This is a genomic window from Tellurirhabdus bombi (assembly GCF_021484805.1).
GTDB lineage: Bacteria > Bacteroidota > Bacteroidia > Cytophagales > Spirosomataceae > Tellurirhabdus > Tellurirhabdus bombi.
Map to the genome: position 1 here is coordinate 3969602 of NZ_CP090557.1, position 24566 is coordinate 3994167.

The window sequence follows — 24566 nt, forward strand, 5'->3', positions numbered from 1 at the left end:
ATTCCTCCATGAAAATTAGTAACGTAGAAGCTTTCTGGCTGCGCTGCCCGATCCCAAAAGAAAAACAACACGCTTCGGATTACGGTCTGCTAACCGATTTTGATATGACGCTGGTGGTGGTCACCACCGAAGACGGCCTACAGGGATTTGGAGAAGCCAAAGCCGCCGTTGGGTCATCGGGCGTTTGCTCCTCCATTGTTCATTGCATTGAACAGGAGCTAAAACCGCTCCTGATTGGGAAAGATGCCCGGCACATCTCCCGCATCTGGGAACACCTGTACAACGGAACCCGCGACCACTACGCCTTAAAACGCGGTCGGAAATTCCCGATTCTGGGGCGTCGGGGACTGACCATTTCGGCCATGAGTGGCATTGATACGGCCCTGTGGGACCTGAAAGCAAAGGCGCTGAACGTACCCGTGCTGGAATTACTGGGTGGCGCGTGCCGGGACCAGATGCCCGCTTACGCGAGCGGCGGCTGGGCGGGGGTTGACCGCATCGGCGAGCAGTTAAATGGCTATGTATCCAAAGGGTTTAGCGGCGTAAAAATGCGCGTGGGCGTCATGGACGACACGGTTCAGAGCAGCATTGCGCGCGTGCGGGCGGCTCGCGAAGCCCTCGGCGATAACATCAAATTAATGACCGACGCCCACGGTACCTTCAGCGTACCGGAAGCAAAACAGTTTTGTCGGGGCGTTGAAGACTGCAACCTCTACTGGTTTGAAGAACCCATAAGCCCGGACAATCGGCACGGAACGGCGGAGGTGCGGGCTTCTACATCGATTCCCATTGCTGCCGGTGAAAGCGAATACACCAGCTTTGACATTCGGGATTTGATCGAAGTACGGGCGCTAGATGTGGTACAACCCGACTCGGCCATCATTGGCGGTATCTCCGAAGCGATGCGCGTGGGGCACCTGGCCAGTACCTACCAACTCGAACTGGCGCCGCACTGCTGGGGATCAGCCTTTTCGTTCATGGCGGGGCTGCACGTGGCGTTTGCCTCACCAGCGGCCACCATCATTGAATTTTCGCTGGGTGGAAACCCCATGATGTATGAACTGGTTCAGGAGCAGATTACAGTAAAAGATGGTTTTATCGATGTTCCCACTGGTCCCGGTTTAGGGTTGACGCCCAATTGGGATTTTGTGAACGAGTATAAACAGTAAACCCTTAACACTATGGCACGCGCTTTAAAAATCAATCACGTTACCCTCATTGTTAACAACCTGGAAAAAGCCGGAGAATTTTATGCCAACGAATTAGGGTTGGAAGCTTTGCCCGCTTTTAATTTCGATTATCCCGTTATGTTCTTCAAATTCAACGAAGAGCAGCAACTTCATATTTCTGAGTGGGAAGATACGCCTTCGTTCCGGGGTCATATTTGTGTGCAAGTCGATGATTTCAACAGCCTTTTTTACCGCATGAAAGAGCTGGGCGTTGTGGACGTAAGTCCCTGGGGGAAAGTGCGCAAACTACCGGATGGCGCCATGCAGATGTTCGTTCGCGACCCGTCGGGCAATCTGGTCGAAATTTCGTCTAAACCGGGTAGTGAAGTTGATCCGGCCATTCTGGAAGATGAGTTATATGCCGATGGTTTATACGTCTCCAATCGCAACGATTTCCGGGGTGAACGCTCCGACAACGCGACCTTGTACCACAGCAGCAATTCATGAAAAAAACGGTCTTACTGCTGGAAACCATCGCCGACGAAGCCTTGAGTTTGCTGGACGAGAATACCCGTGTGATACCCGCTTACGAAGCGCGGTCACTGGCTGACATTCTTGAAACAGAAGAAATTCATGCTGTCATCACTCGTGGAAAAGGCCAGATCAACCCGGCTTTACTGGATGCCTGCCCAGCCCTGGAAGTAGTGGCTCGCTGCGGTGTCGGTTTGGATAATGTGGATGTTCAGGCGGCGACCGAACGGGGCGTGAAAGTGGTGAATGCGCCTGGCTCCAATGCGGGCACCATTGCCGAACACGCGCTGACGCTGATGCTCATGCTCATGCGAAATACCTACGAATCGGCGTTGCAGGTGAAAGCCGGAGCCTGGAACTGGCGAAATCAGTTTTCGGGCGATGAGCTATCCGGCAAAACGCTGGGTATTTTGGGCATGGGAAATATTGGGAAGCGAGTAGCCCGTTTGGGCGAGGCTTTTGGCATGAACATCGTTTACTGGGACAAACAAAGCACGGATCTGCTTCTGTATCAATCGCTTTCCTTCGAAGCGGTCCTCCAACAGGCCGACATTATCAGCGTTCATTTGCCATTAACGGACGAGACAGACCAGATTTTAAGTACCAGAGAACTAAGTCTGATGAAGCCCAATGCCATCCTGATTAACACCGCCCGGGGTGCGTTGATTGACGAAGCGGCTCTGTTGCAGGCGCTGGATGAAGGCACCATCGGCGGCTTCGGAGCGGATGTGTTGAGCCAGGAGCCACCCGCCCCCGACAACCAGCTTGCCAAACATCCGAAAACCATCATTACGCCCCACGTAGGCAGCTTGACGGCTACAACCTACCGGCTGATGTGCATTTATACGGTTCAGAATGTAGTCGCTATCCTGGCGGGTGGAACCCCCGATCCCCGAAGTATTTTTAACCGGGAAGCACTTGATCTTTTCCAGGAATAATACGAAAACAAAAAGCCCCGGAAAAACTTCCGGGGCTTTTTGTTTTAGACACTTTATATTTCTGTTACCAAGCAATGGCTTTCAAATAAACTCCATTGGGGGCTTCAGCATCAGACAGTTTGATTCCGGCCTTACCGTCAACCTGATACGTGAACGTTTCCTGTTTCATCTCACTGGCTTTTGCAGGCCGATCAATATTGCTTTTAGGAGCGCAGGAATAATAACCCCGTTGCCGACCTTCCGTTGGCGTTATGGTGAGGGTGTGGTTTGCTTCGTTGACTTTTACGCTTCCCTTAAAATAGGTGTAGGCTTCGGTTCGGCAGTTATAGGCCATGACCGAGTTGATCACGTATTGTTCGTACGTTCCGTTGGCATTGAACACAAAGACCAGCGCCTGCTCGTAGGCATTTCCTTTGTAGACTCCGTCATATCCCCAGAAGTTACTTGGCGAAAATACACCGTATGACCACTTACCAACGACCGAGGAAGGGATTTTTCCACCTCCCCCACCGGTTCCACCACCTATGCTACCAGAATTATCTGGGTTTTCGGGGTCAACTTTACCTCCTTTATCAGTACAAGCCATGCAAAGAAATAGGAACGCTAAAAGCGCAAAACACTGTTTTTTCATGATTATTTACGCCGAAGCGGTTCAGTAGTTGTTGTTTGTTTTATTTATGAATACAAACAAAATGGATGAGGCCCTTTTTCCCAAAATGGGGCTTACTCAATCGACCAGACAGCCTCCTGAATTGCCAAAAAGCTTGGTTGAATTGCTATTTGTTGGCCACTCAGCAGAAAAAAGCGGGTTTCCACTCCGCATAGCTTGTTTTAGAAATCGTTTCTGATGAATTTGCCTCCCGGCCAGACTGGAATTATAGGCTGGTTCTTAAATCTAATGACGCGGATTCTCTCTGTAATTTGCTTTCTGACCTGGTTGGCTCAGCCCGCTTCGGCTCAATTCGATTCCATTTCCCGACCTGCACCGGTTCCTTTTCGAGCTACCTACCAAATTTATGCTGGCACACAACTTCCTTTCCAGCACGTTGCTGGCGTAGAGGTTCGGCCCATCCGCCAGTTTTCCGTTTTCGGGCAGGTTGGCTTTCCTTCCGTTCCTTATACCAAATGGATGCTGACTCATTTCAGTCCGGAAAACAGGGATATCGATTATAAATACGTCCGAGATAATTTGCAGTCATCAATCAGCTACGGCGTAGGCGGGCGGCTGCACCTGGGAAAATGGCGCGTGAGTGGCTGGTGGCAGCGACTGAATTACAAAGTGGATGGCACCCCGAAACGACTCGTCGAAGCGTTTGCGCCAGATCAGGCCCGCACAATCGAAAATATTACGTCAGCCCTGCGTCCGATTTTACCCGGCATTGTTGACTTCTACGAAAACCAGGACCTTACACCGACGGGCCATTTTTCTCAGGTGGGGCTGTCGGCGGGGCGCACCTTTTACATTCCTCAAGTTCCCCGACTAAGCATTTCCACGGACTTGGGTGTGCTTTACTCAGCCCGAATTAATACTAAAGTGGATCGTCTGGAACCGGCTTTTCTGCGCGAGTTTGCCGAAACCAATATACTTCCACTAATAGATGAAGAAATCAAAAAGCAATTTGAAAGCCGGTTTATACCAACGTTGTCTATTTCGGTTGCCTATCAGATTCGTTAAAACAGGGCTTAACTTTTTTTAACTTTTACCTTCGTTAGTCAGCCAGCATCTTTGTACCGTCCAAGTTGCTTGCGCTCTTTTCCATGAAGGTATTTTTAGTTTTTGCCGCTCTCTTTTCGTTTGTTTATTACGCTTCTTCTGCTCAGACTACGCCCCGGTCTATCGGTAATTATAGCGTTTTCACCATTCCCTTCGATGGGGATTCGGTGACCTTTGCCGTAACAACTCCTCCGGGTAAACTACTTCAAAAGAAGCCTATTTTTCTTTTTCGTCAAGGCTCACTCCCGATCCCTTTGTTTGAGCAGCCTACTGACAGGCCCCCTGTACTGATTCAGTTGCCAGCCGCTTGCTATGCGCATGACGAGTATTACAGCATCACCATTGCCAAACCGGGCCTACCCCTCGTTGTCAATTCGGCGTATGTCGACACGCTATTTTCGACCTTGAATAACCCTAAAGCCGAGATGTATCCCAAAAAATACATGGAATGCAATTACCTGGATTATTACGTCCGCCAGACGAATGCGGTGTTGGATTTCGTGCTAAAACAGCCGTGGGCTGATCCGTCAAAGGTGGTTTTGACGGGTGGGTCGGAAGGGTATCACGTGGCGATCAAAACAGCTTCTCAGAATAAACAGGTTACTCATTTAATTGCGTTTTCGGGTAATCTGGAAGGTCGCCTTCAATCGATTATCCGAGCGGAGCGGGCTAAAGCCTTTGCCGGACAGACTAGCCACGAAGAGGCCCAGCGTTCCATCGAAGCGCTTCAGCAGGAATGGGCGGAAATTTGCCGGGACTCCCTCGGCACAGAACGAAAACTAGGTGATAATTACCGAACAACCTATTCATTTTCAAACGGCGATGGGCTTGATCACTTACTATCGCTCCAAATTCCAATTTGCATTCTGTACGGCACTGCCGACGTCGGAGCAACGTCCAACGACATCCTTCCCCTGGAGTTTGCCCGACGCGGAAAGAAGAATTTGACGCTGAAAGCCTATCCCAGCCACGACCACACATTCTTTAAACTAACCTACGATGCGGCGGGAAAAGTAAGTCAGAAAACATACAACGGCGATGCGGTCGAAAAGGACTACTTCGACTGGCTGGCAAAGCACTAGCCGATTCCCTAGTCAGCCTAAGTTTAGAGCGGAGTATTCGCGAAATGAATCATAGCCTTACTCAGAAGGGCGGCAAATAAGGGTGATTCCTGCCCGTCCTGCATCGTATACCGAAGATCATCCACGAATAACCGAGCCAATGCTTTTCGATTGATGCGCCAAAGGTAGGCTATGACGTAAAAAATGCCTGGCTCATCACCAGGCATCTTACTTGTTTTATGACAACCTACTCGTCGTTCTTTCTTTTTAAATTTGATTTTCCCAGGTAGTCATCGCCGTTGCCTTCTTCGCCCATTGATTTATCATCTACTCCGGTCGGTTCCACATCATCGTGATTTTCATCTACCAGATGCTGGCCATAGGGTGCCATCCGTTCTTCGTCCGATTGTTGATTTATGCTTTCCATAACGCTGTGTTGTTTGTTATTTGGTTATAACTCTCTGGACCGAGAACTGTTTTAGCCATCCCGCAACCAATGCACACCACCCAGCAGGTTTAGCCCCACCAACTGCCCAACGGCCAGGCCTTCCGGCTTGTCGGTCACTACGGTAACTTTTGCATACCGATTTAATTCGATCTGAACCTCGGAGTAATGACCTTTGAAGAAAATCCGTCGGATGATTCCCCCAAACAATCCCCGGTCATTAATTTCCAACTGTTCCGGACGAACGCAAACCGTCGCGTTTGGGTGAAACGAATGCTGGATACCCATTGATGGCAAGTGTTTTGCCCGGATGATGTTGGCCAGTCCCGTTAGTTGTGCCACATAGGCATTGTGCGGAAACCGGTACACCTGCTGCGGCGTATCCAGCTGAATCAGCCGACCACTTTGCAAAATACCGATTCGATCAGAGATCGAGAGGGCATCTGCGGCATCGTGCGTTACAAACAAACACGCGGTTTTTTCATTTCGAACCAAATCCAGAATCAACTCGCGGATCAGATCGCGGTTAGCCGAATCAAGGTGACTAAACGGTTCATCCAGCAACAAAGCGGTTGGTACCCCATCGGCCGGTTTTTCGGCAATGGCCCGGGCAATGGCCGTTCGTTGTTTTTCGCCACCCGAGACCTGTTTTGGCAGGCGATTCGCTACGTGTTCGAGCCGGCAAAGCGCCAGCAATTGCTTAACGCGATACTCCTGGTACTCTTTTTCGTAAAAACGAATGGAATAAACGATGTTTTCCCGGATGGTAATATTGGGCATCAACTGGTACTCCTGATGAACGAGTTTTATCTGGGGATGCCCAGCCACCAGGCGCTCAGAAGGACCTTGTATGTGTTCGTTATTAAACGACACGCCTCCGTCATCGCTATCCAGCAAACCAGCCATTAGATTCAGTAACGTACTTTTTCCGGAACCGCTTGCCCCTACCAACCCAACTACCTCACCCGACTTTACAGTCAGCGTGACACTCCGCACGGCCATTAAATCGCCAAAATACTTACTAACTCGTTCTGCCTGAAGCACTATCTAAATTGTATTTGAAATTGACGTTGAAGCACGCCTTTGTTACCAAATTAACGCTAAGGTTAACTCAAACTTATCATTTTTTTCCTAAGTACATAAAAAACAAAACCAGCAGAATGAAGGCAAGAACGAGCAAGGCAATTTTCCAGGCTGATTTTGGCCGTTCTCCTGCAATTTGGCCGGTTTGACCATTTACTAAGAATCGGTATAATTTCCCGTTATAGACATACGAGCATATCCAGAGAGGCAACAGGATATGCTTGAAGGTCTGATTCGATAATTCCGTTTGGACCCGCAGATTCCGCTGGGTGTCGCCGCCCAGTTGGCTGGCACAGGCACTTTGTTCCCGCTCCTGAATCTGTTCCTCCGCTTTTCGGGCACTTTCATTCAAATCAATGCTGTAGACTTCGGCCTCCCAACCCAGTAAAATTCGAGGATCGTAGTCAACAATTTCTTTTAAATCGTACCGACTGGCTTCCTGAACGTGGTTTTCCTGCTGGGTTAGTTTACGCGAAGCCATCTCCAGCATGTCATCATAAAAAGCCTGATGTCTGCCATTGCGGTATTCCCAACGAACCCGCTGCTGTTGCTGCGTCACCGTTCTGCCGTTCGCATCGCGCACCTGAACGGGCACGTAATAATAAAATCCGGCATCGCCTTCCCAGCTCGAATGCGCCTGTGCGTCGAATGTCCAGAAAGGAATGTACATGCCGTGCAGGTTGTCCAGCGCCGCCCCCGCTTTCAGGTCCGAGGGGGCCAGCCAGCTATCGCCGACCCAGGTTTTAAACCGCTGCAATGCCTGCTCTTTCGAAAGTCGGAAAGGCAGCACGCCCGCCGGCTCGATCAGCCTGGTCTTCTGCGCTTCAGGATTGACGTTTTTCGATCCGCAGAAGGCGCAGGTCAGCGTTGGCACATCGTAGTTCACCGTGGTTTTGGCCCCGCAATTCTGGCAGGCAAAAATCCGTTTTTCTTCGGTTGGCGCGTTGGGCAACTGCCGATTCTCCACCTTGAAATCCAGCGGGTTTTCCTGTAATTTATTGCGTGTAAACCCAATATCTTCGGTGTTGCCGCAATGGTCACAGGCGAGTTTCTGTTTTTCAGCGGAGAATTTCAATTGCGCCCCGCAGGTTTTGCAGGGCGCCCGGAACAAATCAGCAAGTTCTAGGGATTGCATAGGCTGGACAAAAGTCCGCCGGAACCAACCACGTACTGAGCTAGCCCCGGCGACTTTTAATCAAAAATTATAATCTTGCCAACAATTCTGCTTTTTTGGCAGTAAATTCTTCATCGGTCAGAATACCGGCGGCCTTGAGTTCGCCCAGTTGTTTGAGCAACTCCATCACCTGCCCTTTGTCTTCTTTCGGCGCGCTTTGTGGCTGCGCATTCGCCGCGCTGGAGTTTTGCATGAAGTTACCTAAGCCTCCCATCAAAATAGCCGAGCCAACACCACCCCCGTTTTCGGCGGCATCTTCCAACGCCATCCCGGCCTGAAACTGCTGAAACTTGGCCATGTCATTGACCATGTTCATTTGCGTAGTTTTATCCAGGAAGGCTTCTACTTCCGGCGGTAGACTCGTATTTTCAATGTAGAAGCGGGTTAGTTCCAGTCCGTAGCCGGTAAAGCTATCCTGCAACATGGGTAGCAGCTTGTCGCCCAGCTCTTTATAGTTCCGGGCCATGTCGAAGACGGATACCCCGGCTTCAGCGACCGTATCGGAGAAATTCGTAATAATGGCCGACCGAAGCTGGCTTTCTACATCACTGATGCGCACGACCGGCGTTGTTCCGGCGAACTCCTTGATGAACTTTCCGGCATCGGCAACCCGCAAGGCAAACACCCCGAATGCCCGAACGCGTACCTGCTTCAATTCCGGATCGCGGATGATAATCGGGTTTTGCGTTCCCCACTTGAGGTTGGTGAACTGCTTCGTTGACACAAAGTAGATATCCACTTTAAATGGCGACTCGAAGCCCATTTTCCACGACCGTAACGTAGTCATGATCGGCATGTTCTGCGTTGTCAGTTCATACCGCCCCGGCTGGTAGACATCCGCAATGCGCCCTTCGTTGATAAACACGGCAACCTGCGATTCCCGCACGGTCAGTTGTGCGCCGTATTTGATGTTGTTCCCATTATCCGGAAATTTCCAGATAACCGTATCAGTCGAGTTATCAACCCAGTCGATAACTTCAATAAATTCGTTGCGGATAAAATCGAATAAGCCCATATCTACGTGTTTTTCCGTTTGCCAAAACGTTTTTTTCTTCCGCTAAAAGCACTCGGGAGAGATACAAGTCTACGTAAAAAAAGCGAACCATACTTGATTCGCTTTTATGAACGGTGATTTTAGACCTCAATAGCCTCTAAACCATTTATCAATAGGTAAAATAATTTTTAGGAATGTGGGTAATCCGGCAGGCTAAATCTAACTCACCCGATGAAACGATGTACTGATCACCCGCGTCCAGAATACCCGTTGTAAAGACCACATCCGAGAGATACATCTGCATTTTCAGGCTTTCAGTCCAGTCTGGATTGGCTTCCAGAACCGGATTTTCATCATCAAGATGCAGAATTTTGGTCGGGTCCTCGGCATCCAGCACGGCCCAGAAGGTGCGGTAAATGCCTACTTTCCCACTGACTTCAACGCCATGATACAACACCAGCCAGCCTTGCGGAGTCAGAATGGGTTGCGCACTCCCCCCAATCCGCATGGTTGAGGTCGAGCCTTTCCGGGGGCGGATGCAGGGTTCATCCACGGGCTTCCAATGCAAGCCATCTGGTGACTCAGCCAGATTGATTGAAGGACCGGCATGGTAAGGGCTCTCGGGGGCATAGGCAAAATACAAACTCCCCAGAGGCCGCGTTAAGGCATAAAATTTGCCGCCAATCTTTCCTTCAAAAAAAAGCATGTCCTTATTCTGGTGATCCAGAACGATTCCTTGCAGGCTGTAATTAAGCCCATCGGCTGACGTATATAGGGTCGTGGAATGACGCTCCGCACTTACCGAACAAGTAGTCATGTAATAAGTCCCTTCGATCTGGGTAATACGCGCGTCTTCTATTCCATATTCCTGATAAGTTTTCTGCGGAGCAATGATCTTATCGTAATGAAACTGAACAATTTCCGTCCCAGACGCATTCAACTCTACGGGCAACAACCAGGACAATGACGTTAGGGCCATCGTTTCGTTATGTTCCCTCAAAAGGTGGAATTTACGCGGATCCGCAGCATTTACATCCTCCAGCGAATAGCCGTCGAGTTTGTACGTACCATCTTTATCCCAGCGAATAGCGTGAATCTTTGTGCCCGCAATTGGATTTCGTAACGCCTCTGCTACCCGAACCATGATGAGCAAATTCCCATTGGGTAGACGCGCTAAACCAGGATTGAAGGCTCCCAGTACATACGTTCCCGCGTCAATAGAACGGCGCAACGGCGAATATTTTAAGTCGACATCTTGCGGACGAAGAATAAGTAGATCTGTTTCAAATTTCATGCATATCCGGCGTTCGTTCCCAGTTATAAACCTGTCTTTTGTCCAGGTGTTTGCAATTGTGCCGGAAACTTTGCCTTGCCTGCTACTGATTTAGAGCAACCGCTTTGAAGGTTTCTACCTCATTACGCACGGGCTTGATCGTTTTCAGGTATTCGTACATAGCCCCTAAATCCTGCTCCGTCATACCGGCGTACATGATCCAGGGCATTAAGGATTGCTTTTCACCCGGCTTCACGCTGTGGGGCGTATAACCACTTGCTGGATCATAAGATTTGAAACGGGCTATAAAAGCGGTCTTTGTCCAATTTCCCAAACCCGTTGCGGCATCGGGCGTTATGTTGGCAGAAGTGACCACGGCACCCGGCATGGCAAACTTCCGCCCGCCAGCCATGTACATGCCTTCTACCGGTTTGCCTTGCTCCTGCTTGGTGTGGCAATCCATACAGGCCGAGGCGTTAACCAGGTATTTACCATAAGCTACTATGTTTGTTGTATCTGGTCGCTTCTGGAAATCGGGTTTCTGCGGAATCGTATTCAAGATAAAATTCATCGGAAAATCCGCTTCTGATGCGGGTACCGTATTCTGAATTGGTTTCAGCGTACGAACATAGGCAACGAGGGCTTTTACATCTTCCTGATCCATGCGTCCGTACGCCGGATGCGGCATGACGGGAAATATAGCACTCCCGTCCCGTTTCACACCCGAACTGATTGCCCGGAAAATTTCGCCGTCGGTCCATTCGCCAATCCCGGCAGGCGTGATATTTCTAGCATAAAAGGTTCCGGGAAAGCCCATCTCTGGTCCGAAACGGTCACCACCCTTCCCAAACGTCCCAGCGACAGGCGGGCCTGAAAACTTGCTCCAGTCGCGGCTACTGTGACAGTCCATACAGACGTTGACGTGGTTAGCCAGATAGCGCCCCCGTTCGATCTGAGCGGCACTAGGGTTAATTTTTAATTCAGGCGCTTCGCCTACGTTGGGCAACCCCAGCTTTACAAAGGTTAATACCCCTGCAATTCCGACCAGCACAACCGCCAGTCCAATTCCAATGATCTTTACGGCTTTTTTCATAGGTACTTTTAATCCTTCAGAGAAAATGCAAAGATCACGGGAAATAATGGAACGAATGGTAGCCGACAGCGCAAGAAAGCGAGCATTACGCGCCAGAACTTACCGTTTACTCAAAAATGTTGCTTTACCCCTATCTTTCAGGGCTTTTGAAACAAAAAACAGGGCAGAAAACGGCCCAAACCAACGGAAAAGCGTCCGTCGTTTCGGGTGTCTTCTGCCCTGTTTTTGTAGGGGGTTTTCTTAGAAAATAAACTTCGTCGATAGGAACTGCGAACGGTTCTTTTCAACGATGTCATTCAGGATTTCCTTATTTCCCTCGGTATCTTTGGTAGCGACCACCGTCCGAATTGAGAACGAGCGTAGCGCATCTTCCACCGACAGGGTGCCTTCGGCGGAATCCTTACGACCCGTGAAGGGAAACGTATCAGGTCCGCGCTGGCACTGGGCATTGATGTTGACGCGGCTCACCTGATTCACTAGTGGATCAATCAGATGGGCGATTTCTTCAGTATCGGTTCCGAAAATACTCACCTGCTGGCCGTGATCAGAATTGATGATGTAGTCAATCGGCTCTTCAATGTCGTCAAACGGAACGACTGGAATTACTGGACCAAATTGCTCTTCGCGGTATAGTTTCATCTGGCTATTAACCGGATATACCACCGCTGGGAAAAACAGGGACTCATTAACAATCCCCCCGCCCTCATTGGTCACCGCCGCGCCGTGGGCTTCGGCATCCTGAATGCACTCGGCGAGGTAGGCAGGTTTCTGCGGCTCGGGCAACGGCGTAATTTGTGCTCCTTTTTCCCAAGGCAGGCCGGGCTTTAGCTTATCTACCTCTTCATTCAGGCGTTTCAGGAATTGGTCGGCAACGGACCGATGCACCCACACGATCTTGATAGCCGTACAACGCTGGCCATTAAACGAAAGCGTTCCGAGCAAGCATTCTTTCACCGCTAATTCCAGATCAGCGTTGCTGAGAATGATGCCCGCATTTTTCGCATCCAGTCCCAGAACAGCCCGCAGGCGGTTTACTTTCGGGTGCAATTTCTTCAACTGGTCAGCCACCCGGCTAGATCCGATAAGAGTCAGCACATTGATTTTACCGGATTTCATGAGTGCCGGAACAACAGTATTTCCCCGACCGTAAATGGTATTTACAACGCCTTTAGGGAAACATTCGCGGAAGGCTTCCAGCAGCGGATAATGCAATAACGTGCCGTGTTTTGGCGGCTTGAATAAAATGGTATTGCCCATTAAAATGGCCGGAATCAGGGTGGTATAGGTTTCGTTTAATGGGTAGTTAAACGGTCCCATACACAGCACCACGCCCAGCGGCGAGCGACGAATCTGTCCGATAATTCCCTGTTCAATCCGAAAACGGGAAGAAGCCCGATCAATATCTTTTAACGCTTCAATTGTGTCGTATATATACTCAACCGTTCGGTCAAACTCTTTGATGGAGTCGCCCAGGGTTTTACCAATTTCCCACATCAGCAGGTTTACAACCTGTTGTTTCTGTTCGATCATCCGCCCCACGAATTTCTCCATGCAACTGATTCGGTCGCCAATCGACATGGTTGGCCATTCACCCCGCCCGTTGTCGTAGGCTTTTACGGCAGCGTCCAAGGCTTCCATCGCCTCTTTTTCCGTATTCGGAAGCGGATAACTACCAATTAGCTTACGCTCCAATCGGCCTTCCTGTTTGATGTATACGGGTGATAAAACTTCCTGAACCGAGCCATCCCACGGAAGAATTTCCCCGTTAATCAGGTACTCTCGTTGGTGTAATTCGGTAATGCGGTACTCTTCCGGAATCTGATTTTCAGCCGGAAATACGTCCAATTGCTGTGCAAAGGATTTCATTTTGGAATAAAATAGGTGGTAAATACTACTGTATCAGGCGATTGAAATTCCAGAGAACTCGGAACAGATGAAGTGATGGGTTTTAGGTATAAAAACCTAAATCGAACGCAATATTACAAAGAAATGGTTACAAACCTGATTTTTCACTCCTCTAGTTCGTTTTTATCAACCTCAGCACCTGTAACGTTGTCTGCTTAAGGTAGATAGCCGCATTTTGCACGGCAGAATCCAGGCTTTGTGGACCTGGCACGATCGAAAAGGCACTTTTCAAACCAAGTTCATCCATCTCTTCCGACGTTATGGCTAATGTCCCACAGAGGGCAACAACAGGTATCTTTTTTTCCTGAGCGAGCCTGGTTATGCCAGCAATTAATTTTCCTCTTAATGTTTGCTGATCAATACGTCCCTCACCAGTCAGGATCAGATCAGCGCCAACCATTTTTTCGGCCAGCTTTGTATTTTCCATAACCAACTCGATGCCTGCTTTTAGCCGCGCTTTCAAAAAAAATAAGGCTCCAGCTCCGACGCCTCCCGCCGCACCCGCACCGGGCACTTCTGCGAGATCTACCTGAAACTGCTTTTTAACAATAGCGGCCCAGTGCTCCATTCCCGCATCCAAAAGAGGCAAATCTGCGGGTCGGGCTCCTTTTTGCGGGCTATATACATAGGTAGCGCCTTGTGGGCCGCACAAAGGATTGTCTACATCGCAGGCAACCTCCACTTTTACATTTAATTCATTAGCAGGCGGTTGTATTGCATGAATAAGCGGCAAACTACCGCCACTGGCTTTTATTTCCTGACCTTCCTTATCCAGAAACTTCCATCCCAACGCCATTGCCATTCCCATACCTGCGTCATTCGTAGCACTTCCGCCAATGCCCAGAATAATGTGCTTTACACCTGCGCCGATTGCATGCCGAATTAGTTCACCTAGCCCGTAGGTATGCGTTTTAAAGGGGTCGTATTCGTCTGGTTTAAGCAGACGCAGGCCGGAAGTCTGGGCCATCTCGACGAAAGCGGTTTGTTTATCTCCAGAGAGCCCGTAACCCGCCTTTATTGATCGTCCTAACGGATCCTGAACGGTTACTTCATGCCAAGTGCCTGTTGTTGATTCAGTCAGCAACTCAGCGGTTCCTTCTCCCCCGTCGGCCATCGGCATTGCTACCACTTCAGCACCCGGAATTGAGAGCTGAATGGCTTGCGTCATAGCCGTGCAAACTTCCTTGGCGGTTAGTGAGCCTTTGAACTTGTCAGGTGCTACCACTATTTTCATTAAAAACTAAATTAAAATTGTATTAAAATAAGTCGCTTCACTATCAGAAATAAGCTCTTAAATGGCATTAAATTTATTTTCATCATTTTCGACGAAGGATCCGTAAAATGCCTTGTGAAACATTTTGGCTGCTATACAATGCCCTCTTATTACGGTACTGTTATCTTCACTCCTGCTTACTTGCTCAGCACCGAGACATACAGAATATTATTTGGTAAATAACCCAAATAACAATCTTTGACTTATCTATCCAAAACTTATTTAAAGGTTGGAGCAATTTATCTTTTATACTGATTAATAGTGTCATTTTTACACTCCCTGGCGTATTTCACATCTCTTTTGCTACTGGAATAAATACTTTCTATCCTCTATTTCTATGGTTAAAGTACGAAACAACTACTAAATAGGCCTGATCAGTACTAGGAATAAAATCTAGGTCTCTACTCCTCCTTTTAGGCATTCTGGTTAATTTATAGTTATCAAACTAGGATCAATTGCTAAATAATAATTATTTTTGTAGAAAATAACGCTTCATCTCAATTAGGAATCCTCATGAAAAAAGTCAGCTTTGTGACTAATTTGATTCTCTGCCTTAGAATACTCCTTGAAGCCAGTACGTTTAAGCCATCCGGTAGCCTAATACATCAGGAAAAATCCATGTATAGCCTTCAGTCAGTGCTGGTCTAGCTTAACTCTAAAAGTTCTGACAATTTTGAATTCCAGACTTTTCTTTTCTTCTCCAAGCAACTTTACATTTAAGTGAGCCATACTTTCTATGCCCAAATGAGCGATTCCCTTATGGCTTTTACTGTTTTTTTAGCAATAAGGCTTCTAATTAATTTCTAATTTCTTATTTTTGGTACTTAATTAGTAACCTATATGACCTGGAGATTAACTATATCAGTCCTTACAATGTAAATATTCCGGGTTGGCTTACTCGTAATAGCATAAAGAAATTCTTCCTTCCATCCTTGAACACGTTCGGAAAAGGACTATTGCTTTGTGTAAGATTAAAGCTTGTAGAATCTAGCCGTTGAGAGCAATGGCGATTTAGAATCGAACTTGTCCGGTTACTAGTCATTGTTCAGCCCATTTAAAATAGTACCAATTTCTGTGTTTTCTTAACCAATAAACTAAGTAGTATGAATCAAAAGTTACTCTTTGTCTTATTGAGCATTTTGCTGATGGGATCGGCTTATGCTCAAGACAGACGGGTTACCGGTCGAGTGACCGCCTCGGAAGATGGCTCTTTTCTGCCCGGTGTCTCAATTACGGTTCCTGGCTCTACGCTGGGGACAACAACTAATGGAAATGGAGAATTTAGTCTAAGTGTACCGAATGGAACGAGAACGTTAGCGTTTTCATTCGTTGGCTTCGTTACCAAGCGCGTAGACGTTCCGGCAAACAATACCATGAACGTTGTTCTGGAAGCGGATGCCAACATCCTGAACGAAGTCGTTGTAACTGCCGGTGGTTTGACCGCCCAGCGTCGGGAATTAGGTAACCAGGCAACTACGATTAGAGCGCAGGAAATCACGCAGGCCAAGCCAACGAACATTGCAGCTGGTTTATCCGGTAAAGTTCCAGGTCTGACGATTACAGCCGTTAGTGGCGGTGTTAACCCTAACTACCGTTTGGTTTTGCGCGGTAACCGTTCATTAACAGGTAACAACCAAGCGCTGATTATCATTGATAACATCATCTCGCCAAATAGCATTTTAGGTAACCTCAATCCAGAAGACATTGAAGATATTCAGGTTCTGAACGGTGCGGGTGCGGCGGCTCTTTACGGATCAGATGCCTCCAACGGTGCGTTGATCGTAACGACGAAGAAAGGGAAAGCAGGCAAAACAGAGGTCAAAATCTCAAATACGACTACTTTTGAGAAAGTTAGCTACCTGCCTCAACTGCAAACTGGTTTTGGTTCAGGAACAACCCCGGATGATGTACCGACGTATACTCCCTACGAAAACCAACAGTATGGTCCTGCTTTCAATGGTGAAATGGTAACTATTGGCAAGCCTTTAGAGGATGGTTCTATCCAAACAGTTCCTTACTCTGCGCAGAATTCAAGAGAGAAATTCTGGAATACGGGGATTGCCAACCAAACAGACTTCAGCATCTCTTCGGGCGACGAAAAAGCGACTTATTACCTGTCGGCTCAGTACTTCGATCAGAAGTCTACAGTACCTAGTGATAAGTACCAGCGCTATAGCATCCGGGCGAACAGCACGCGCCAGATCTACAAAAATCTGACGGCTATTTTCAACACAAACTTCATTGCAAACCGCTACGATCAAAGCAGCGAGACTGGTAATGCTTACCAGAACTTACTGATGTCGCCCGCGCAGGTTGACGTAACGAAATATAAAAACTGGCAAACTGATCCGTTCGCTAACCCAAATGGTTACTTTAACGAGTATTTCCAGAACCCGTATTTTACACTAGCTAACAACCGTCGGACAACCCGAAACGATTATTTTCAGGGTAACTTAGAGTTAAAATACAACCCGATTAAGCCAGTAGTCATTACGTATCGTATAGGTATCAGCACGCGGAACAACTCGTCAAAAACGACAACGGGTAAATTTACGTATACGGATTATACCAAGAGCATCTCGGGAAGCTCAAAAACGGACATCGCGGGTTCTGTAGCTGATTACAGTGGTTTCAATTCGCAGTTGGTTAGTGACCTGATCGCTGAATACAAAACAACCCTGAATAAAGACTTTACGTTGGGTGCTGTATTGGGCGCAACAGTTCGTCAGAACCAGTCAAAAGATGTGAACGTATCTGCGACGGGTATTGTAATCGATAATCTTTACAACATCAGTAACAGCTTGAACAACCCAAATGCCTCTGAAGCAAACTACTTGGCTCGTCAGGCAGGGGTATACGGTGAAGCACGGCTTGGTTTCCGGGATTTTCTTTACCTGCACGTAACAGGTCGAAATGACTGGCGGTCAGTACTGGCGAAAAGCAACAGGTCTTTCTTCTATCCGTCTGCTGATGTATCGTTCATCGTTACGGATGCCTTTCCTGCGCTACAATCAAACGAATGGCTGCAGAGCTTGAAAATCAGAGGTGGTTACTCAAAAGTAGGCCAGGTCAATTTAGGTAACTCAACTACTTTTGGTGCTTATTCACTGCTTCCAACATTCAGCCAGTCATATGGCTATCCATATCCAAGTGGGGCTGGCTTTGGTTTGGGTAATACACTGGTATCGTCTGATCTGAGACCAGAAATGACAACGGGTATTGAAGGAGGTTTTGATTTCGAACTGAAAAAATACAATGTGAACGGTGGTATTACGTTGTATAAAACCAACACTGTTGATCAGACAATTGAGGTAAGCGTTCCTCAATCAACAGGTTACAATATTTTGCGGACTAACGTAGGTGAGGTTGAAAACAAAGGGATTGAGACGTATTTGAACGTTACGCCAATTAGAACGGCAGGTGGTCTGGAAGTAAGCTTCGGTGCTAACTACACTCTGAACCGCAACAAAGTGCTTTCATTGGCAGACGGAGCAAATGAATTATCATTGCCAAACGGAGCCCAGGGAACAGTTGCCAAAGTTCTTGCTTTAGTTGGTCAACCATTCCCGATGTTGCAGGTGACAACGTACAATCGCGATCCACAAGGTCGGATCATCGTTGACCCAATCACAGGCTATCCAGCGAGCAACGGTTCATTTAGCAATGTCGGTGTAACTAACCCACCGCATATTCTGGGTGCCAATACGGCGATCAAATTCAAAAATTTCCGTTTCACGGCTTTGTTTGAATACCGAAATGGCCATTACATCTACAACTCCATTTCAACAGCGTACGACTTTTCGGGTGCTGGTATTCGGACGGCCTGGTACAACCGCGATCGTTTCGTAGTTCCTAACTCATCTTATCTGTCTGCTGACGGCACGACGTATGTACCAAACACAAACATTGCGGTAAGAAGCGGTGGCGCTGACTACTGGACGGATGGTACTCGTAATACAAACATCGGTGAAAACTACGCGAACTCGGCTGGTTTCTGGAAATTCCGTGAAGCCTCTCTGTCCTACGATTTCACTCCTTTATTAGCTTCAAGAACGAAGTTTATCAAAGGCGCTACGTTGAGTGCGCAAGGCCGGAACCTATTTATCTGGGTACCTAAGTCAAACCTGTACACTGACCCTGAATACAGCAGCAACGGAACGGATAGCAATGCAGTAGGTTTCACAACCATATCGCAAACACCGCCAGCTCGTTATTTCGGTGGTACGTTATCATTAACATTCTAATTGAACAATGATGAAAAAAAGTCATATCTTTTTGGGGTTGACCGCGCTAATGCTGGCCACCTCCTCTTGCGATAAGTATCTGGATATTAATACAAACCCGAACTCGGCAACGAATGCTTCTGCGCAGCTTGTATTACCACAAGCCATTGCAGGTACGGCCAACTTGGCGTCACAGTACAATACCTATGGTGCTCACTTTGGTGGGTACATAGCCAATGCGGGTGGTTTTTCAGGGTTTGGCACTTTGCTCAATTACAACATTGTTCCAGGGGAGTATAATGGTATCTGGGTAAATACTTATGATAACCTGAATGACTATAAGTACGTGATGGACCAGACAGAAGGCGTAGATGCGCAAGCCTACTACAACGCAACTGCCCGGATCATGACGGCCTTAAACTACCAGCGCTTGGTTGATGCCTTTAATGACGTTCCATATACGGAAGCTTTGCAGGGCAGTGCCAACCGACAGCCCAAATACGATGATGCGGCAACAATTTATCAGGATTTGATTGTTCAGTTGGATCGCGCTATTGAAACCATTAATAAGGCTCAGAGCCCAGTTGCCTTGAACTCGTCATCAGATCCCATGTTTTCGGGGAATATGACAAGCTGGAAACAGTTTGCGAATACCCTGAAGCTACGCATTCTGGTTCGTCTTTCAGGCGTTCAGGCGCTGTCTTCCTTCGTTACGACGAAAGCAGCAGCTCTGGACAAAACCATAGGTTTCTTAGCAACAGACGCTATCGTTAATCCGGGTTATGTTAAACAGGATGGTAAGCAAAATCCTTTCTGGAATACTTTCGGTTATTCGATTGCAGGTGCTTTGGGTACTTTAGCTCCATCACGGCTTCCAACTCAATTCGTTTTTGGTTTTTATAATGGGCAAAAGTTGACAGATACAGGTCGTGGTTCGGTTACCTTTAAGAATTTTGCGGCGGGTACAACTCCTGTTAATCAACTAGGTAATGAGACAAACGCACCTACTGTAGTTACTAATTATCCAACTTGGTATACGGGCGTATTTAGCAGCGCATCGAGCATTGGCAACTCACTGGGCCTTCTAAAAGGCCCAAGCATGGGTCAGCCTATTATGCTGGCGGCAGAGTCACACTTCTTGCAAGCAGAAGCACGTCTTAAAGGTTATTTGACGGGTGATGTAGCCGAAAGCTTCAACCAGGGGATTACACAGTCGTTTACATACTTGTATAAAGACGTTACTAATGTAGTGGCAGCAACGAAAAATGTGGCAGCCGATGTAGCGGCTTATAAAGCGGCCAATGCAGCGGACAATGCAAATAGTTATCTGGTTAATTTTGCTCTGGCAACTACCCCCGAGCAGAAGTTAGAGGCGATCATTACGCAGAAATACATTGCGCTTAACATGATCAACTCTGACGAAGGTTGGAACGAATACCGCAGAACAGGTTATCCTAAAACGAACCCTGCCGGTAACGGATTTACGAACATTGCGTCGAACAAATCCAACTCACCCAGACCAGATAGATTACCAACTCGGATTTTATATCCTTCGTCTGAGCAGTCGTTTAACTCGGCTAATTACCGGGCAGTAAATCAGTTTTCGGATAGAATTTTTTGGGACCCTAATTGATCAGAATAATGAAGAATTTCATAAAAATAGTTGGCCTTTTCTTTTTGGGTACGGCATTTACGTCTTGTTTGAAAGATGAAATGTCGCTAGACCCGGACAATTCGACAAACGTCATTGAGTTTAAAAACCCAAGTAGCTTTGTCTCTCCATACGGTAGTAAGTATGCATTGTACGCCCAGGCATTTAATTTGGCACCGGAAAATTCATATCCAGTAACCGTTAGTTACTCTGGCGCTCATGTGGCTCCGGAAGACATTACGGTTACTATTGGAACTGATCCTGCTGCTGTGACGCAATACAACACGGAGCAAGGCGCACACTTTGACCTGTTGCCGGCAACGCTTTACACGGCTCCTACGCAAGTAGTCATTCCAAAAGGACAGCGCACGGCTACGGTGGAGTTGAAGATAAAGAGCAATAATTTCGATTTCTCGAAAAATTATGTTCTACCTATCTCCATTACAGGTGCTTCAAGTGGAACCGTAAGTGGTAACTTTGGTACAATTTTGCTAAACTTTGGCGCCAAAAATCAGTTTGATGGTCGTTATCGGGTAACAAACGTACGCTTTCGCCACACGACGAACACTGCTTTTACGGCGAACACCCCTCGTACGAGAGATCTGGTAACCTTGTCCGCTACGTCGAACTACCTATTTGATCCAGGCCTGAATGGTGGTACTCCGTTCTTCAGCTTTAATAACAACGGCAGCGGTAGCTACTTCGGTGCTTTCTCTCCTGTCTTCGCGTTTGACGCTGCTGGAAATGTAACTGCGGTTACAAACTCTGTGGCTGTAAATGACCCTTCTAACGCGAACAAGCGGACAGCACGGTTAGATGCAACAGGTGTCAATAAGATCACTATTAGCGGAAATACAAAGGTGATGGACGTCAGCTATGTCATGGTTCAAAATGGCGTTGATATCTTGTTCATTACAGAGAAATGGGAGTACACGGGTCCTAGACCATAGTATTCTTAAAAGTTGATACACAATAAAAAAGGCGGCTCAGATGAGCCGCCTTTTTTATTTCCAAGGAGTCAAGTTCGTAATTTTATCTAAAAACAAAAAGGCCGCAACCCGCTGAAAACAGCAAATTGCGACCTTTGACGAGTACCGGGAGCCGGACTCGAACCGGCATGCCCTTGCAGACATTGGTGTTTGAGACCAACGCGTCTACCGATTCCGCCATCCCGGCGTCTTAAAATCGTGGTGCAAAAGTAGGCCCTTTTTCTTTATTTCCAATACTAAGCCCTAATTTTTTCTAAATTCTTTTCATTTATAAAATACTGCTGCCTGTTTATCTTTCCCTTGGTCCAAGGCATTATGATATATAGTGCATCTCAAGTCAGGCTTAATTTTCTAATAATCAACAAAGTACTACTAACCGATTTTAACTTTATACTCTCCCATCGACTCACGAATGGTTTTGTAATAATATTTGAGATATGTGCTATGCATATCGGCCCATAACTATCGAACGCGTTTTTAGAAGATCAATAGCTTATAAGTTATCGCTAGGCTTGCGTAGATAGGAAAGAAGAACAATTTAGTAAACCAACAGACCGAAAAGGCGTAATCGTAGTTTCATGATGAGATAGACAAATGGTCTTGCTCAAAAAAGCCATTTATCTATACGCAATTTACCAACTTGACTATTTCACATGAAAGCTATTGTCATCACTCGCCCCGGAGATGCCCAGGTTTTGCAGGTTCAGCAGCTTGAGAAGCCTATACCAGCCGCCGGTCAGGTCCTGATTCGGATCAAAGCGGCGGGCCTTAATCGAAGCGACGTTCTGCAGCGAAAAGGTGCTTACGGCGGAACAGATCCCTCAGGACAAATTCCGGGCCTGGAAGTAGCAGGCATTGTTGATTCCTGCGCTGAACAGGCAAGTCTTTGGCAGCCGGGTGATGCCGTTTGTGCGCTCATCAGCAGTGGTGGGTATGCCGAATACGTCGCCGTTGACGAACGCCATTGCTTACCCATTCCTGCCACGCTGACATTCGAAGAGGCTGCTTCGCTCCCCGAGGCTGCTTTTACCGTTTGGTACAATGTGTTTCGACAGGCTGGTCTAAAAGCCGGCGAAAACTTCCTAGTGCACGGCGGCAGCAGTGGTATTGGTATTACCGCCATACAACTGGCAAAGGCTTTTGGCGCTATTGTCTATGCCACCGCCGGCAGCGACGAAAAATGCGCTTTCTGCGAAAGCCTGGGAGCCACGCGCTGCATCAATTACCGCACGGAAGATTTTGAAGCTGGGTTAAAAGAAATAGGCATCGACGTTATTCTGGACATGGTCGGTGGCGAATACACATCTAAAAATCTTCGCATTCTAAAACCCGAAGGCCGACTTACATTTATTAACGCCATGAAAGGTGCCAAAACTGAAATCAACGCGCTGGAAGTTATGAACAAGCGGCTCGTTATTTCAGGAAGTACGCTCAAGCCTCGCAGTGCTGATTTCAAGGCGGCTCTTGCGGCCGATGTCGAAAAGCACGTCTGGCCGCTAGTTGCCTCGGGCGCTCTAAAACCTGTTGTCCATGAAATATTTCCGTTTGAGCAAGCCGCCGAAGCCCAGGAATTAATGGAAAGCAGCCAGCATATCGGCAAAATTATTCTTAACGTAGACACTGAAAAATAAGATAAACTCGTCCTGACATAGGCGGGCTTGACGCGTTTATTAAGCGACCAGTGAGTTTACTACTAAGCCGTAAAAAAAGTGTCTGAGAACTGATTTCCCAGACACTATATCTGAACGATTGGTTCCCTTATCGGAACGTGGTAGAATTTATGATTAGACAGTGAAGCTATTTCGCTCAAAACTATTTCCCTTTTTTCTTTTTCCGCCCTTTTTCTAGCTCTTCCGCTTCTCGCATTAACGCTTTCAAATCGTATACAATATCGCTGCTGAAGTCGCGGGTTGCCATGTAATCGTCTTTGCTAATGTCCAGGATATCAACCGGCCGGTTCAGATAGGTCTCAATTTCCTTCAACAGTTCCTTTTCCTCAGGACTGCAAAACGCCACCGCTTCACCTTTCTGCGTTCCTCGCCCCGTCCGTCCGACCCGGTGAACGTAGTTTTCAGGCTGCTCCGGCAGGTCATAATTAATGACATAATCCACGTTGGGAATATCGATTCCGCGCGCACTCACATCCGTGGCAATTAACACCTTGGCCGCCCCGCTCCGAAACTGCTTCATCACCGAAAGACGGTCTGTCTGTTCTTTATCGCTGTGAATGGTCAGGCTCTTGATTTCCATGCGTTCCAATGCCTTCGCGACCCGCTCCGCCCGTACTTTGGTACGAACAAAAACTAGTATTTTGCTATCTGCATGCTCCCGAATGATCCGTTCCAGAAAATAACGCTTGTCGTCCATTTCCACAAAAGCCACCGAATGGCTGATGTTTTTGTTGACTGGATTATCCGGCGAAATCTGAATCCGGATGGCATTATGCACCATCGAATAAGCCAGTTTTTTGATGGTTTCGTCGATGGTAGCCGAGAAAAACAACGTTTGCCGCTTCCGGGGCAGGCGCTTAATCAAATCCTGAATATCCTTTAGAAAACCCAGTTGCAGCATGTGATCCGCTTCGTCCAGAATCAGGATTTCGACGCGGTCGAGCTTTAGGTGGCCTTGGCTGGCCAAATCGAACATCCGGCCAGGCGTGGCAATCAGAATATCGATTCCTTTTTCCAGGCGTGTGATCTGCGGATCCTGATCGACGCCGCCAAAAACGCAGAAAGTCTTTACGTGCGTGTGCCCCCCGATGGCGTCAAAAGCTTCGGTGATCTGGATGGCCAGTTCGCGCGTGGGCACCATCACAATGCATTTGATGCCTTCTGTTCGGGTCGAGCTTTTCCGGTCGTGGAGCATGCTGATAACCGGAATGGCAAATGCCGCCGTTTTTCCCGTCCCCGTTTGGGCAATCGCCAGTACGTCCTCCCCTTTCAGAATCGGCGGAATGGATTTGTACTGAATATCGGTTGGGCGCTTAAAACCCAGGTTTTCCAGATTTCGCTTGATTTCCGGAGCAATTTTATAATCGTCAAACTTCATGA

At 47.7% G+C, this 24566-nt stretch carries 20 protein-coding genes and 1 tRNA gene; 9 read left to right on the forward strand and 12 right to left on the reverse strand.

Annotation, left to right across the window (positions count from 1 at the left end; genetic code table 11):
- The first annotated feature begins 8 nt into the window (after nucleotides 1-8).
- From L0Y31_RS16765 to L0Y31_RS16775, 3 genes are read left to right on the forward strand one after another with little or no spacing between them, the layout of a single operon-like run.
- Complete coding sequence (locus tag L0Y31_RS16765) at nucleotides 9-1169, forward strand: mandelate racemase/muconate lactonizing enzyme family protein (RefSeq protein ID WP_234734231.1); 1161 nt, start codon at nucleotides 9-11, stop codon at nucleotides 1167-1169.
- A gap of 12 nt (nucleotides 1170-1181) precedes the next feature.
- Nucleotides 1182-1676 carry a VOC family protein gene (locus tag L0Y31_RS16770; protein WP_234734232.1) on the forward strand — a complete coding sequence of 165 codons (495 nt, stop codon included), beginning with the start codon at nucleotides 1182-1184 and terminating at the stop codon, nucleotides 1674-1676.
- Nucleotides 1673-2638 (forward strand): 2-hydroxyacid dehydrogenase, encoded by a 966-nt coding sequence (locus L0Y31_RS16775; RefSeq protein ID WP_234734233.1) that lies wholly within the window; start codon nucleotides 1673-1675, stop codon nucleotides 2636-2638. Before L0Y31_RS16770 ends, L0Y31_RS16775 begins: the two co-directional genes overlap by 4 nt.
- Nucleotides 2639-2702: 64 nt before the next feature.
- Here L0Y31_RS16775 and L0Y31_RS16780 read toward each other — a convergent pair whose 3' ends face one another.
- Nucleotides 2703-3269 carry a hypothetical protein gene (locus L0Y31_RS16780; protein ID WP_234734234.1) on the reverse strand — a complete coding sequence of 189 codons (567 nt, stop codon included), beginning with the start codon at nucleotides 3267-3269 and terminating at the stop codon, nucleotides 2703-2705.
- Between the two features lie 267 nt (nucleotides 3270-3536).
- On the opposite strand from L0Y31_RS16780, the gene L0Y31_RS16785 reads away from it, so the two are divergent.
- Together L0Y31_RS16785 and L0Y31_RS16790 are read left to right on the forward strand one after the other, a co-directional pair.
- On the forward strand, nucleotides 3537-4313 hold the full coding sequence (locus L0Y31_RS16785) for a hypothetical protein (RefSeq protein WP_234734235.1): 777 nt from the start codon (nucleotides 3537-3539) through the stop codon (nucleotides 4311-4313).
- An 83-nt stretch (nucleotides 4314-4396) separates the two neighbouring features.
- Nucleotides 4397-5434 (forward strand): alpha/beta hydrolase family protein, encoded by a 1038-nt coding sequence (locus L0Y31_RS16790; protein ID WP_234734236.1) that lies wholly within the window; start codon nucleotides 4397-4399, stop codon nucleotides 5432-5434.
- 23 nt (nucleotides 5435-5457) lie between these two features.
- Here L0Y31_RS16790 and L0Y31_RS16795 read toward each other — a convergent pair whose 3' ends face one another.
- The 9 genes from L0Y31_RS16795 to L0Y31_RS16835 form a co-directional block, all read right to left on the reverse strand.
- Nucleotides 5458-5640: a hypothetical protein gene (locus tag L0Y31_RS16795; RefSeq protein WP_234734237.1), complete on the reverse strand. Its 183-nt coding sequence runs from the start codon at nucleotides 5638-5640 to the stop codon at nucleotides 5458-5460.
- Nucleotides 5641-5660: 20 nt separating this feature from the next.
- Nucleotides 5661-5840: a hypothetical protein gene (locus tag L0Y31_RS16800; protein ID WP_234734238.1), complete on the reverse strand. Its 180-nt coding sequence runs from the start codon at nucleotides 5838-5840 to the stop codon at nucleotides 5661-5663.
- A 51-nt stretch (nucleotides 5841-5891) separates the two neighbouring features.
- Nucleotides 5892-6902 (reverse strand): ABC transporter ATP-binding protein, encoded by a 1011-nt coding sequence (locus L0Y31_RS16805; RefSeq protein ID WP_234734239.1) that lies wholly within the window; start codon nucleotides 6900-6902, stop codon nucleotides 5892-5894.
- A 76-nt stretch (nucleotides 6903-6978) separates the two neighbouring features.
- Nucleotides 6979-8076 carry a TFIIB-type zinc ribbon-containing protein gene (locus tag L0Y31_RS16810; RefSeq protein ID WP_234734240.1) on the reverse strand — a complete coding sequence of 366 codons (1098 nt, stop codon included), beginning with the start codon at nucleotides 8074-8076 and terminating at the stop codon, nucleotides 6979-6981.
- 67 nt (nucleotides 8077-8143) lie between these two features.
- Nucleotides 8144-9130 (reverse strand): SPFH domain-containing protein, encoded by a 987-nt coding sequence (locus L0Y31_RS16815; protein ID WP_234734241.1) that lies wholly within the window; start codon nucleotides 9128-9130, stop codon nucleotides 8144-8146.
- A gap of 148 nt (nucleotides 9131-9278) precedes the next feature.
- Nucleotides 9279-10403, reverse strand: coding sequence for a glycoside hydrolase family 130 protein (locus tag L0Y31_RS16820; RefSeq protein ID WP_234734242.1), 1125 nt, complete (start codon nucleotides 10401-10403; stop codon nucleotides 9279-9281).
- A gap of 82 nt (nucleotides 10404-10485) precedes the next feature.
- Complete coding sequence (locus L0Y31_RS16825; protein ID WP_234734243.1) at nucleotides 10486-11475, reverse strand: c-type cytochrome; 990 nt, start codon at nucleotides 11473-11475, stop codon at nucleotides 10486-10488.
- A gap of 240 nt (nucleotides 11476-11715) precedes the next feature.
- Nucleotides 11716-13341, reverse strand: a complete 1626-nt coding sequence (locus tag L0Y31_RS16830) for an NADP-dependent glyceraldehyde-3-phosphate dehydrogenase (RefSeq protein ID WP_234734244.1) — start codon at nucleotides 13339-13341, stop codon at nucleotides 11716-11718.
- Nucleotides 13342-13492: 151 nt separating this feature from the next.
- A complete protein-coding gene (locus L0Y31_RS16835) occupies nucleotides 13493-14614 on the reverse strand; it encodes a glycerate kinase (protein ID WP_234734245.1) in 1122 nt (373 codons plus the stop codon).
- Between the two features lie 1142 nt (nucleotides 14615-15756).
- On the opposite strand from L0Y31_RS16835, the gene L0Y31_RS16840 reads away from it, so the two are divergent.
- The 3 genes from L0Y31_RS16840 to L0Y31_RS16850 are packed head-to-tail and all read left to right on the forward strand — an operon-like array spanning nucleotide 15757 to nucleotide 21477.
- Entirely contained in the window at nucleotides 15757-18897 is a 3141-nt protein-coding gene (locus L0Y31_RS16840; protein ID WP_234734246.1) for a SusC/RagA family TonB-linked outer membrane protein, read from the forward strand.
- Between the two features lie 7 nt (nucleotides 18898-18904).
- Nucleotides 18905-20509 carry a SusD/RagB family nutrient-binding outer membrane lipoprotein gene (locus L0Y31_RS16845; RefSeq protein WP_234734247.1) on the forward strand — a complete coding sequence of 535 codons (1605 nt, stop codon included), beginning with the start codon at nucleotides 18905-18907 and terminating at the stop codon, nucleotides 20507-20509.
- 8 nt (nucleotides 20510-20517) lie between these two features.
- Entirely contained in the window at nucleotides 20518-21477 is a 960-nt protein-coding gene (locus L0Y31_RS16850) for a DUF1735 domain-containing protein (protein ID WP_234734248.1), read from the forward strand.
- Between the two features lie 142 nt (nucleotides 21478-21619).
- Here L0Y31_RS16850 and L0Y31_RS16855 read toward each other — a convergent pair.
- Nucleotides 21620-21703: transfer RNA gene (locus L0Y31_RS16855), tRNA-Leu, on the reverse strand.
- A 466-nt stretch (nucleotides 21704-22169) separates the two neighbouring features.
- Here L0Y31_RS16855 and L0Y31_RS16860 point away from each other — a divergent pair.
- Entirely contained in the window at nucleotides 22170-23147 is a 978-nt protein-coding gene (locus tag L0Y31_RS16860; protein WP_234734249.1) for an NAD(P)H-quinone oxidoreductase, read from the forward strand.
- A gap of 181 nt (nucleotides 23148-23328) precedes the next feature.
- Here the strand turns inward: L0Y31_RS16860 and L0Y31_RS16865 are convergent, their stop codons facing one another.
- The gene (locus L0Y31_RS16865; protein ID WP_234734250.1) at nucleotides 23329-24564 is read right to left on the reverse strand and encodes a DEAD/DEAH box helicase; all 1236 of its coding nucleotides are present in this window, start codon (nucleotides 24562-24564) and stop codon (nucleotides 23329-23331) included.
- Nucleotides 24565-24566 lie beyond the last annotated feature (2 nt).